This window comes from Pseudomonas tehranensis, from assembly GCF_014268615.1.
Lineage (GTDB): Bacteria > Pseudomonadota > Gammaproteobacteria > Pseudomonadales > Pseudomonadaceae > Aquipseudomonas > Aquipseudomonas tehranensis.
Genome location: NZ_JABWQV010000147.1, coordinates 1 through 12,106 on the forward strand (window position 1 = coordinate 1; position 12,106 = coordinate 12,106).

Sequence of the window (12,106 nt, forward strand, 5' to 3'; positions counted from 1 at the left end):
TTACTTTTGCGCTTCTCAAAAGTGAGCCGCCGTCAGGGCGGAACCCTAAGTAGCCGTTACCGCAGCAATGGATATGTACCCAATCAACAAAACCCTGGCCGGCTGTCAGGCCGCCATCGCGGGCAAGCCTTGCTCCCACAGAATCCGTGGCCGGTCTGACAGACGCGACGACTTTTCCGACGAGGTTTTAAGGTTGCTGCTCGGAAGCGGTAAATCTAGCCTGTTCAGGTCGCTGCCAACTCAGCGATCGGGACTGCAAGCCCGCCGAATTTGTTAGGCGCCTAGCCGCGCCCCTATAATCCATGGCGCTTTTTGGTGCCATCGTTTTATGGTGGCTGTGTGCGGGAGACCTTCGGGTCTGCCGAGGTTGCCTAACGACTCGGTCTTGCAGACCCGCATACAGCTGCCACCTATCATCTGCAAGTGATGCTGGCGGCTCTCATTTTCGTTAGGAGCAGCATCATGATCAAAGAAACACCAAATCCCCCAGCGCCTGGATCCACCTTCCCCTACAACGACCCCGATCCAGAAAAGCTCCAAGAGGCCGCAGACCGAGCACTCGATTACCATCTGGGTACCCACCCTGATCCCAAACCCAAAACCTCAACTCAAGTTTTCACCGTCATCGATACCCTAGACACCGAATGCCTACTGGCCAATCTCAGCGAAACCCTGGCCTCGGCCAGTGCCATGGTCAGCGACCTGGCGTTCGACCTGGAAGGCTCGCGGCGCCATGTCGCGCTCGGCGTGGCACAGATGATTGAGTTGAGTGAGTTGTTGGCTAATCGAGCGCTGGATATCGTCGACCCGCGTTAGCCCAGTGGGATTTATCCCATGCTGGGCTGTGGGAGCAAAGCTTGCTCGCGAAACAGGCGCCTCGATTTGCTGAAAGACCGCATCGCCTTCATCGCGGGCAAGCCTTGCTCCCACACAGGCTGGCGTTAAAGCACACACAAACAAAAAGCCCACCTTTCGGTGGGCTTCGTGTTTCAGCGTTCAGGCATCAAGTCAGAACAATTTCAGCGGCGGCGCTTTCTCTGCCACCGGTTCGTTCCTGCCGGTCTCGGCATTCCAGCCACCACCTAACGCCTTGTACAGATTGACCTCACTGGTCAATTGCGCGAGGCGGTCGGTGATCAGCGATTGTTGGGCGCTGAACAACTGACGTTGGGCGTCGAGGAAGGTCAGGTTGCTGTCGACACCAATGCGATAGCGACGCTCGGCCAGGCGGTAGTAGTCCTGGTTCGCGGCGACGAAGTCTGTTTGGGCCTGCAACTGCTCGTTGTAGGTCTGGCGCGCGGCCAGGCCGTCGGAGACTTCCTGGAACGCCGTCTGAATCGACTTCTCATATTGCGCGACATTGATGTCTTTCTGGATTTTGGCGTAATCCAGGCTCGCCCGCAGGCTGCCGGCGTTGAAGATCGGCAGGTTGATTTGCGGGGCGAAGGTCCAGGTGCCCGAGCCGCCCTTGAACAGGCCGGACAGGTCCGGGCTCAGGGTGCCGGCGTTGGCCGTCAGGCTGATGCTGGGGAAGAACGCAGCCCGTGCGGCGCCGATGTTGGCGTTGGCGGCCAGCAGGTTGCGCTCGGCCTGGAGGATGTCCGGGCGACGTTGCAACAGGTCTGACGGCAACCCTGCCGGCACTTCGCTGAGCAGGTCATCGCTCAGCGGTTGGGTGCTCAGGTTGGAGGGCAGACCGGTGCCCAGCAGCAGGGGCAGGCTGTTTTCGTCCTGGGCCACCTGGCGGGTATAGCGCGCCAGTTGTACGCGGGCGTTTTCCACCGCCGTGCGTGCCTGGCTCAGGTCCAGGGCCGAGGCCACGCCGACTTCGGCGCTGCGCGAGGTCAGCTTGAGGCTTTGCTCGTAGGTGCCCAGGGTTTCCTGGGTCAGCTTGAGCAGTTCCTTGTCGGCCTGCCAGGTCAGGTAGGCGTTGGCAACGCTGGCTACCAGGCTGATCTGGGTGCTGCGACGGGCTTCTTCGGTAGCGAAGTAGCTTTGCAGCGCTTGCTCGCTCAGGCTGCGAACCCGGCCGAACAGGTCCAGTTCATACGCACTGATGCCCAGGGTAGCTGAGTATGAGCTGCTGATGGCCGCCTCACCGGTTTGCGAAGCCCGTGCCGGCACTCGCTGACGGCTGCCGGCACCGGTGGCCGAGACCGCCGGAAACAGGTCCGCCCGCTGAATGCGGTATTGCGCGGCATAGGCATCGATATTCAGCGCCGCGACGCGCAGGTCGCGGTTGTTTTCCAGGGCAACCTGGATCAGCTGTTGCAAGGCCGGGTCATGGAAAAACTGTTTCCAGCCCTGTTCGGCGGCTGCCTGGCCGGCGGCCTTGGCCGGCTCGTAGGCCGGACCTTGCGGGTATTGCGTGGCGACCGGTGCGTCGGGCCGCTGATAATCGGGGATCAGCGAGCAGCCGCTGAGCACGACGGCAGCGATGGTCAGGGAGAGGAGCGACTTGCTCATTGGCCAGCCTCTTTAGAAGTTTCAGGAGCGTCGTCCTGGTCGGCATTTTTGCGACGGCCTATCGACGACACGGTCACGAAGAACAACGGTACCCAGAAAATTGCCAGGACGGTGGCGGTGATCATACCGCCGATCACGCCCGTACCGATGGCGTGCTGGCTGCCTGAACCGGCGCCGGTGGAAATCGCCAGCGGGACCACGCCGAGCACGAACGCCAGGGACGTCATGATAATCGGCCGCAGACGCATCCTACAGGCTTCGATGGCGGCTTCCACCAGCGTTCGGCCCTGTTCGTGGAGTTCCTTGGCAAATTCCACGATCAGAATGGCGTTTTTCGCCGCCAGACCGATGGTGGTCAACAGGCCCACCTGGAAGTAAACGTCGTTGGACAGCCCACGCAGGCTGGTCGCCATCAGCGCACCGATAATCCCCAGTGGCACCACAAGCATGACCGCGATCGGAATCGACCAGCTTTCATACAGTGCTGCCAGGCAGAGGAATACCATCAGCAGCGACAAGGCGTACAACGCAGGCGCCTGGGAGCCGGACAGACGTTCCTCGTAGGACAGGCCCGTCCAGGAAATACCGACGCCGGCCGGCAGTTTCTGGGCGATGGCCTCGACTTCGGCCATGGCTTCACCGGTGGAGTAACCCGGGGCTGGGGACCCCAGGATTTCCATCGCTTCCACGCCGTTGTAACGGGCCAGTTTCGGCGAACCGTAAACCCACTCGCCCTTGGCGAAGGCGCTGAACGGCACCATGGTCCCGGCGCTGTTACGCACGTACCACTTCTGCAGGTCTTCGGGGCTCATGCGAGCATTAGGCTGGCCCTGAACGTAGACCCGCTTTACCCGACCACGGTCGATGAAGTCGTTCACATAGCTACTACCAAAGGCAATCGACAGGGTGCTGTTGATGTCCGAGAGGGTAATGCCCAGCGCGCTGGCTTTCTCGTCATCGATTTCCAACTGGTATTGCGGTTCGTCGTTCAGACCGTTCGGACGCACCTGAGCCAGAACCTTGCTCTCGGATGCCATGCCCAGGAACTGGTTTCGGGCTTCCATCAGCTTTTCGTGGCCGATGCCGGCGCGGTCCTGCAGGAACACGTCGAAACCGGTGGCGTTACCCAGTTCCATCACCGCCGGCGGAGCGAAGGCAAACACCATTGCGTCGCGGAAGGTGAAGAAATGTTGCTGGGCACGGCCGGCGATCTTGAACACGGTGTTGTCTGCGTTACGTTCTTCCCACGGCTTGAGCATGATGAACGCCAGGCCGGAGCTTTGGCCGCGACCGGCGAAGTTGAAGCCGGTCACGGTGAACACCGAGGCCACGCCATCGCCTTCGCCACCGTCCTTGCTTGGACGCAGCAGGAATTCGCGCATATTGTCCACCACCACCTGGGTGCGCTCGGCGCTAGAGCCGGCCGGTGTCTGCACCTGGGCAAACAGCACGCCCTGGTCTTCTTCCGGCAGGAACGCGGTAGGAATACGCGTGAACAGCCAGATCATGCCGACCACGATGATCAGGTAGGCCAGCAGGTAGGGGGCCTTGTGCTTGAGCATGTTGCCCACGCCGCGCTCGTAGCTTCTCACGCTACGGTCGAAGGTGCGGTTGAACCAGCCGAAGAAGCCGCGTTTGGGCGTGCCGTGCTCACCCTTGGGGATGGGTTTGAGCATGGTGGCGCACAGGGCAGGGGTGAAGATCAGGGCCACCAATACCGACAAGGCCATGGCCGAGACGATGGTGATGGAGAACTGCTTGTAGATCACACCGGTGGAGCCGCCGAAAAACGCCATCGGCAACAGTACTGCCGACAGCACCAGGGCGATACCTACCAGGGCACCCTGGATCTGGCCCATGGATTTCTTGGTGGCTTCCTTGGGCGACAGGCCTTCTTCGCTCATCACTCGCTCGACGTTCTCCACCACGACGATGGCATCGTCCACCAGCAATCCGATGGCCAGCACCATGCCGAACATGGTCAGGGTGTTGATGCTGAAGCCGAACGCCGCGAGGATCCCGAAAGTACCCAGCAATACCACCGGCACCGTCATCGTGGTGATGATGGTGGCGCGGAAGTTCTGCAGGAACAGGAACATCACCAGGAACACCAGGGCGACCGCTTCGATCAGGGTTTCAACCACACCCTTGATCGACTCGCTCACCACGGGCGTCGTGTCGTAAGGGAACACCACTTCCAGGCCTTGCGGGAAGAATGGTTTGAGATTGTCGACGGTCTGGCGCAACGCCTTGGCCGTGTCGAGGGCGTTGGCGCCAGTGGCCAGCCTCACCGCCAGGCCGGAGGCCGGGGCGCCGTTGAACTGGGCATTGATAGCGTAGCTCTCACCGCCCAGGGCAACATCCGCCACGTCGCCGACGCGCACTTGCGAGCCGTCTGGATTGACCCTGAGCAAGATGGCCTTGAACTGCTCGGCGGTTTGCAGGCGGGTCTTGCCGATCACGGTGGCGTTCAGTTGTTGGCCGGGGCGGGCAGGCAGGCCGCCGAGCTGGCCGGACGCGATTTGAACGTTCTGCGCGGTAATGGCGGTGGTCACATCCGCCGGGGTCAGGTTGTAGTTATTCAGCTTGGCCGGGTCGAGCCAGATCCGCATGGCGTACTGGGCACCGAAGACCTGGAAGTCACCGACACCAGCGGTGCGCGAGATCGGGTCCTGCATGTTGGACACGATGTAGTTGGACAGGTCCTCACGGGTCATGCTGCCATCGCGCGACACCACGCCGATCACCATCAGGAAGTTTCTCACTGACTTGGTGACGCGAATACCCTGCTGCTGCACTTCTTGCGGCAGCAGTGGGGTGGCCAGGTTCAACTTGTTCTGGACCTGGACCTGTGCGGTATCGGAGTTGGTGCCTTGCTCGAAGGTCGCCGTAATGGTCATGCTGCCGTCGGAGTTACTTTCCGAGGAGACATAACGCAGGTTGTCGATACCGTTGAGCTGTTGCTCGATGACCTGCACCACCGTGTCCTGCACGGTTTGCGCGGACGCGCCTGGGTAGGTCACCTGGATCGCAATGGCTGGCGGCGCGATGCTCGGGTACTGGTTGATGGGCAATTTGAGGATCGATAAAGCCCCGACCAGCATGATCACCAGGGCGATCACCCAGGCGAAAATCGGACGGTCGATAAAAAATTTCGACATGGTTTACTCCCCTTTGCCGCCGGCGGCTTTGTCAGCTGCCTGTGCGGGGGCCGGGTTCTTTTCGCCAACGTTGGTGGCCTCAGTGGCTTTGACTTCCACCCCTGGCCGTACGTATTGCAACCCTTCGGTGATCAGGCGATCGCCAGCCTTGAGCCCGTCTTCGATCAGCCACTGGCTACCGACAGTACGGCTGGCCTTGAGTTGACGCAGTTCGACCTTGTTGTCCGGACCTACCACCAGGGCGGTCGGCGCGCCTTTAAGGTCACGGGTCACGCCTTGTTGCGGCGCCAGGATGGCCGCGCTATTCACACCGGCCTGCAATTGCGCGTGGACGAACATGCCCGGCAGCAGCGTATGGTCAGGGTTAGGGAACACCGCGCGCAGGGTGACCGAACCGGTGGTTTGGTCGACCGACACTTCGGAGAACTCCAGCTTGCCCTCATGGGCATATTGGCTGCCGTCTTCCAGGGTCAGTTTGACCATGGCGGCGTTGTCGCCAGCCTTCTGCAGGCGGCCGCTTTCCAGTTCACGGCGCAGTTGCAGCAGCTCTACAGAACTCTGCGTCACGTCGACGTAAATCGGGTCCAGTTGCTGAATGGTTGCCAGGGCATCGGCCTGGCCGTTGCTGACCAGCGCACCCTCGGTCACCGAGGAGCGACCGATGCGACCGGAAATCGGCGCGTAAACCTTGGTGTAGCGCACGTTGATCCGGGCGGTTTGCAGATTGGCTTCCGACTCCAGGCGGTTGGCCACGGCGGTGTCGTATTCCTGACGGCTGACGGCCTGTTCGTCCACCAATTGTTTATAGCGATCGGAAATGGACTTGGTTGAGCGCAGGTTCGCTTCTGCGCTTTTGAGGGTCGCTTCGTACATCGCCGGGTCAATCTGATACAGCTGCTGGCCGGCCTTGACGTCGGCACCTTCCTTGAACAGACGCTTGAGGATGATGCCGTTGACTTGCGGACGAACTTCCGCGATGCGGAACGCGCTGGTGCGGCCCGGAAGCTCCGATGTCAGGGTGAACGGCTGGGTCTTGAGGGTTACGACGCCGACCTGAGGAGCCGGTGCGGCAGGTGCCGCCTCTTCCTTTTTACATCCGCTGAGCAGCGATGCCAGGGCGATGGCGGTAACCAGAGCGGTAACAGCTGGCTTGAATTGCATGGAAATCCTCGGGTCCAGGCGCGTAAGAGGCGCACAAGAAAGTGGAAGGTGAAAAAGAGCGAGATAAACAATTAGTAGGATGCTAAGAAATATACTTACGTACACGGTTGTTTGTAAACACCCAAATTGCGTACCATCGGTATTTACAAAAGCCTGACAAAAGGCCTGCGCAGGTCGCAGACGCGTTGCGAAAAAACGCCGCCTCACATTTTGTTCAGTTGATCCTTACGCATTGCTTACGCATCCTGATTGAGGTGTTTACTGCCATGGTCCGTCGTACCAAAGAGGAAGCCCTGGAGACTCGCAGCCAGATACTCGAAGCGGCCGAAAAAGCCTTTTTCGAGCGCGGTGTGGCCCGCACGACACTGGCTGACATCGCGACGCTGGCCGGTGTAACGCGCGGTGCCATCTACTGGCATTTCAGCAATAAGGCGGACTTGCTCCAGGCCATGCTCGATACATTGCACGAGCCGCTCGATGACTTGGCCCGCGCCAGTGAAAGTGAAGAGGAGCTTGACCCCCTGGGGTGTGTTCGCAAGCTGCTGGTGCGGTTGTTCCAGCAGGTGGCTCTGGACCCGAAAACCCGACGCATTAATGAGATTTTGTTTCATAAGTGCGAATTCACCGATGAAATGTGCGATTTGCGCCAGCAGCGGCGCCAGGTCAGTCTCGATTGCAATGTGCGTATCGCGTTGTCGTTGCGCAATGCGATGAACCGTGGTCAGTTGCCGGACGATCTGGATCCCGAACGGGCTGCAGTCGCCATTCACGCCTACATCGACGGCATTTTGTACCAGTGGCTACTGGCTCCCGACAGCTTCGCACTGGCGGGTGAGGCCGAGCGCTGGGTGGAGATCGGGCTGGATATGCTGCACCTGAGCCCCCACCTGCGCAAATAAAACAAAATGCTCAATTTCATCAGTTTGTGTCAATAGCTGAACGGCGAGGACCCCGCCGGGCCTTGATCCTGGCGGAGTCATTTATCGACGAACTGCAGACACGTTGATCGCTCGCGAGTCGCTATCGTGCAGGAGAGTGATGGCATGTTCGTGTACAGGCGCCATTGAGGCGCCTGTACCTGTCGTGTCGGCCTGTTACCGACCCTCTGGTTTATTCAACAATGAGGCGCACGGAATAGTTGAAAGGAGGTTCGAGCATTTTCTGGAAGATCTCTGAGCGACAGGTGTATTCGCCATTGCCGGTATATGCGGTTCTGCTTTTCCTGTTTGGCCGGTAACTGGGTTCCAGGACACCAAAACCGATGGGGGCTTCAAACCGGGTTTGCATTTGGCAGCCGAAGTTGAAGGTGCTCATCTGGTAGGAGAGCACGAGTTCAATCGGTTTGATCTTTCTCAGCGTCGGCTGCCAGCCAGCAGCGGGATAAGTGAACTTCCTGTTATGGACGAAATAGAATTCGCGGGTCGCTTTGGCGGGCACGTCATAAGCACTCAAGGATATGTCCGGGTGCGTGGGTAGCTCACTTAGAATGTTTGTCATTTCCAAGGCGTGGGAGGTCTTGTTTACCAGCTCCACTGTGATGCCGGTGTTGGCCAGACTGGTGGTGGCGGCTAGCGGTCCCAGTAGCAGGCCGAGGATTAAATTTTTCATCATGTTCATGGTCATGTTGTCTCTCATGTAATGCAAGGCGCAATAAAGCCTGCGCAAGATAAATGTGTGCAATTAAAGTTGCTTGGTTTAGTGGTTTTTTTACAAGGTGTTAATTGGTTTATTTAAAATGTTAAGTGGCGGTTTAATCCATAGAGTTAGTGGGTTGTTGTTCGGACTTATTATTAGCGCTGTCGGGTGTGTTAATCCACAGTGAGTCAGTGTGGTGTTGTTATTTGATGTTTCGACGTCATCAAGTTTTGATGGCTCGGGAAGTTGATGGATGTAAAAAAGCCCCGGCTCTTTCGAGTCGGGGCTTTTATGTAAGGGGCGGTTATTGTATTTACATCACGGGATAATCGATGTAACCCACCGGGCCTTTCCCATAGAACGTTTCCGGATGCGGCTCGTTCAGCGGTGCGTCAGCTTTCAAGCGCGCCGGCAGGTCCGGGTTGGCAATGAACGGCACACCGAAGGCAACGGCATCCGCCTTGCCCTCGGCCAGCCAGGCATTGGCGCTGTCCTTGGTGAAGCGTTCGTTGGCAATGTACGGGCCGCCAAAGGCTTGTTTGAGCTGCGGGCCGATGCTGTCTTCGCCTTCCTTTTCACGGGAGCAGATAAAGGCGATGCCACGCTTGCCCAGCTCGCGGGCCACGTAGCTGAAGGTTTCCAGGCGGTTCTCGTCGCCCATGTCATGGGAGTCGGCGCGTGGCGCCAGGTGCATGCCAACCCGGCCGGCGCCCCAGACTTCGATGACGGCGTCGGTCACTTCCAGCAGCAGGCGGGCGCGGTTTTCCAGGGAGCCGCCATAGTTGTCGGTGCGCTGGTTGGTGCTGCTTTGCAGGAACTGGTCGAGCAGGTAGCCGTTGGCGCCATGGATTTCCACGCCGTCGAAACCGGCGGCCTTGGCGTTCTCGGCGCCTACGCGGTAGGCGTCGATGATGTCGGCGATCTCAGCGGTTTCCAGTGCGCGTGGCGTTGGGTAGTCGGCCAGCGGACGTACCAGGCTCACATGGCCCTTGGGCTGGATGGCGCTGGGCGCCACCGGCAATTCGCCGTTCAGGTAAGACGGATGGGAGATCCGGCCCACGTGCCACAGTTGCAGGAAAATCTTGCCGCCGGCGCCATGGATGGCTTTGGTCACGTTGCTCCAGCCGCGCACCTGGTCGTTGGACCAGATGCCGGGGGTGTCCGGGTAGCCCACGCCCATGGGGGTGACAGAGGTGGCTTCGCTGAGGATCAGGCCCGCGGAGGCTCGTTGCACGTAGTACTCGGCCATCAGCGCGTTAGGCACGCGGCCCGCGTCGGCGCGGCAGCGGGTGAGCGGCGCCATGATGATGCGGTTTTTCAGCTCGATGTCGCCGAGTTTGATCGGATCGAAAATTGTCGCCATGAACTACAACCTCATAAGTGAAGGGGAAAAGTCAGTGAGTTGCGGGAGCCAGGTCGGTATGACCGCCTTGGCGGAAAGTGATCAGGGTGACCAGCAGCGCCAGCACGGCCAGCGCTCCGGCGGCCAGGGGCACGCTGGTCAGGCCCAGGCCGTGGTCGATGACACTGCCGCCGACCCAGGCGCCCAAGGCGTTGCCGATGTTGAAGGCGCCGATGTTCAGGGTGGAAACCAGGTTTGGCGCGGCTTTGCCGAAGGTCACCACGTTGACTTGCAGGGCCGGCACGGCGGCGAAGCAGGCGGTGGCCCAGAGGAACAGGGTGATTTCAGTGGGGATCAGCGCGACGCTGGTCCAGCTCAAGACGGTGGACACCACGGCCATGGTGGTGAAAACCCCCATCAGCGTGTTCGCCAGGCTCTTGTCCGCCAGCTTGCCGCCGATGATGTTGCCCAGGGTCAGGCCCAGGCCGATCAGCACCAGGGTCCAGGTCACGCCGCGGGGCGATACGCCAGTGACTTCCCCCAGTAGGGGGGCGACGTAAGTGAACAGGGTGAACACCGAGGCGGAAAACAGCGCAGTCATGCTCAGGGAGAGCCACAGGCCTGCGCCCTTGAGGGCGACGAGCTCCGAGCGCATGTCGAGTTTTTCTTCATCGCGCTTGGCCGGCAGGAAGCGGATCAGGCCGATCAGGGCAATCACGCCGATGACAGTCACGGCCCAGAAGGTCGAGCGCCAACCGGCTTCCTGACCCAGCGCGGTGCCCAGCGGTACGCCGAGCACGTTGGCCAGGGTCAGGCCGGTGAACATCAGGGCCACGGCCGAGGCGCGCTTGTTCGGTGCCACCAGGCCGGCGGCCACCACCGAACCGATGCCGAAGAACGCACCGTGGCACAGGGCGGTGACGACCCTGGCGAACATCAGTACGTTGTAGTCACTGGCGATGGCGCAGAGCAGGTTGCCGATGATGAAAATCCCCATCAGCGCCACCAGGGCTGCCTTGCGTGGCAACCGCGCGGTGGCCAGGGCCATGAACGGTGCCCCGATGGCCACGCCCAGGGCATAGCCGGTCACCAGCCAGCCGGCACCGGGAATCGATACACCCAAGTCGGCCGCCACCTCAGGCAGCAGGCCCATGATGACGAACTCGGTGGTGCCGATGGCGAAGGCGCTCAGGGCCAGGATGAGAAGTGAGAGGGGCATGGTGGATCCTTGTCGGGTCAGAGCTCTTGGCTCATTTGCTTGAGGAACTGCTGGATCACGTCCTCGTTGCGCTTGAAGAAATGCCATTGACCGACCTTCTGGCTGGTGATCAGCCCCGCCCGTTGCAACACCGCCAGATGGGCCGACACGGTGGACTGCGACAGGCCGCAACGCTGGTCGATCTGTCCGGCGCAAATGCCGAATTCGTGGTTGTGCAACTGTTCGGGGAACTGGACCTTGGGGTCTTTGAGCCAGTTGAGGATGTCTCGCCGTACTGGGTGCGCCAGGGCTTTTATTATTTCGTCGAGGTCGAGGGTCATGGTTGGCTGCTCGGGATGAGTAAAACGCTATATCGCGATGAGGCGAACTTTAAATCGTTATTTGACGATATACAAATATGGATTTGATCTGAACATCGAATAAATCGCTATATCGGGTTATAACGATATGGGGGCGGTGATGCTAAGCTTTGCGCCATGAACTATCTCGCACACCTGCACCTCGGCGGCCCCGGCCGGGAACGTCTGCTCGGCAGCCTCTACGGCGACTTCGTCAAAGGGCCGCTGCAAGGGCTGTACGATCCGCAGATCGAAGCGGCGATTGCCCTGCATCGGCGCATCGACATGTACACCGATCGTCACCCCGTGGTGGATGTCGCCTTGTCGCGCTTTTCCACCGTACGGCGGCGCTATGCCGGCATCGTGCTCGACGTGTTTTTCGATCATTGCCTGGCCCGGGACTGGGCGCTGTATGGCGAAGGGCCGTTGCTGGACTTCACCTCCCAGGTCTATCGAGTGCTCGCCGCCGAGCCACAGTTGCCTGGGCGCTTGGCGCAAATCGCGCCTTACATGGCGGCGGATGACTGGCTGGGGTCTTACCGGGAGTTCGAGGTGCTTGGGCAGGTGCTACGAGGCATTTCCCGGCGCCTGTCCCGGCCCGAGGAACTGGCCGGGGCCATGGAGGAGTTGGTCAGACTCTATGAGCCGTTGAGCGAAGACTTTCGGCTGTTTTACCCGCAATTGCAGGACTTTGCGTTGAGCCAGACAACACCACAAAACTAATTGTGGGAGCGGGCTCTGGCTGTCACTGAAGATCAAATGTGGGAGCGAGCCTGCTCGCGAT

At 60.1% G+C, this 12,106-nt stretch carries 10 protein-coding genes; 3 read left to right on the forward strand and 7 right to left on the reverse strand.

Annotated features, from left to right (window positions below; genetic code table 11):
- The first annotated feature begins 462 nt into the window (after positions 1-462).
- Positions 463-816 carry a DUF6124 family protein gene (locus tag HU811_RS18680; protein WP_186657407.1) on the forward strand — a complete coding sequence of 118 codons (354 nt, stop codon included), beginning with the start codon at positions 463-465 and terminating at the stop codon, positions 814-816.
- Between the two features lie 192 nt (positions 817-1,008).
- Here HU811_RS18680 and adeC read toward each other — a convergent pair whose 3' ends face one another.
- From adeC to HU811_RS18695, 3 genes are read right to left on the reverse strand one after another with little or no spacing between them, the layout of a single operon-like run.
- A complete protein-coding gene (gene adeC / locus HU811_RS18685; RefSeq protein WP_186657410.1) occupies positions 1,009-2,466 on the reverse strand; it encodes an AdeC/AdeK/OprM family multidrug efflux complex outer membrane factor in 1,458 nt (485 codons plus the stop codon).
- Complete coding sequence (gene emhB, locus HU811_RS18690; RefSeq protein ID WP_092397170.1) at positions 2,463-5,627, reverse strand: efflux RND transporter permease subunit EmhB; 3,165 nt, start codon at positions 5,625-5,627, stop codon at positions 2,463-2,465. Before emhB ends, adeC begins: the two co-directional genes overlap by 4 nt.
- Before the next feature lie 3 nt (positions 5,628-5,630).
- Positions 5,631-6,788, reverse strand: a complete 1,158-nt coding sequence (locus tag HU811_RS18695) for an efflux RND transporter periplasmic adaptor subunit (RefSeq protein WP_143071624.1) — start codon at positions 6,786-6,788, stop codon at positions 5,631-5,633.
- A gap of 266 nt (positions 6,789-7,054) precedes the next feature.
- Here HU811_RS18695 and HU811_RS18700 point away from each other — a divergent pair, with 266 nt between their 5' ends.
- Entirely contained in the window at positions 7,055-7,687 is a 633-nt protein-coding gene (locus tag HU811_RS18700) for a TetR family transcriptional regulator (protein WP_186657412.1), read from the forward strand.
- 211 nt (positions 7,688-7,898) lie between these two features.
- On the opposite strand, the gene HU811_RS18705 is transcribed toward HU811_RS18700, so the two are convergent.
- The 4 genes from HU811_RS18705 to HU811_RS18720 form a co-directional block, all read right to left on the reverse strand.
- On the reverse strand, positions 7,899-8,411 hold the full coding sequence (locus HU811_RS18705) for a hypothetical protein (RefSeq protein WP_092397174.1): 513 nt from the start codon (positions 8,409-8,411) through the stop codon (positions 7,899-7,901).
- Positions 8,412-8,736: 325 nt separating this feature from the next.
- Positions 8,737-9,786, reverse strand: coding sequence for an alkene reductase (locus HU811_RS18710; RefSeq protein ID WP_186657413.1), 1,050 nt, complete (start codon positions 9,784-9,786; stop codon positions 8,737-8,739).
- A gap of 31 nt (positions 9,787-9,817) precedes the next feature.
- A complete protein-coding gene (locus tag HU811_RS18715) occupies positions 9,818-10,984 on the reverse strand; it encodes an MFS transporter (RefSeq protein ID WP_092454392.1) in 1,167 nt (388 codons plus the stop codon).
- A gap of 17 nt (positions 10,985-11,001) precedes the next feature.
- A complete protein-coding gene (locus tag HU811_RS18720; protein WP_014336977.1) occupies positions 11,002-11,304 on the reverse strand; it encodes an ArsR/SmtB family transcription factor in 303 nt (100 codons plus the stop codon).
- Between the two features lie 156 nt (positions 11,305-11,460).
- On the opposite strand from HU811_RS18720, the gene HU811_RS18725 reads away from it, so the two are divergent.
- A complete protein-coding gene (locus HU811_RS18725) occupies positions 11,461-12,045 on the forward strand; it encodes an acyl carrier protein phosphodiesterase (protein WP_186657414.1) in 585 nt (194 codons plus the stop codon).
- Positions 12,046-12,106: the final 61 nt, after the last annotated feature.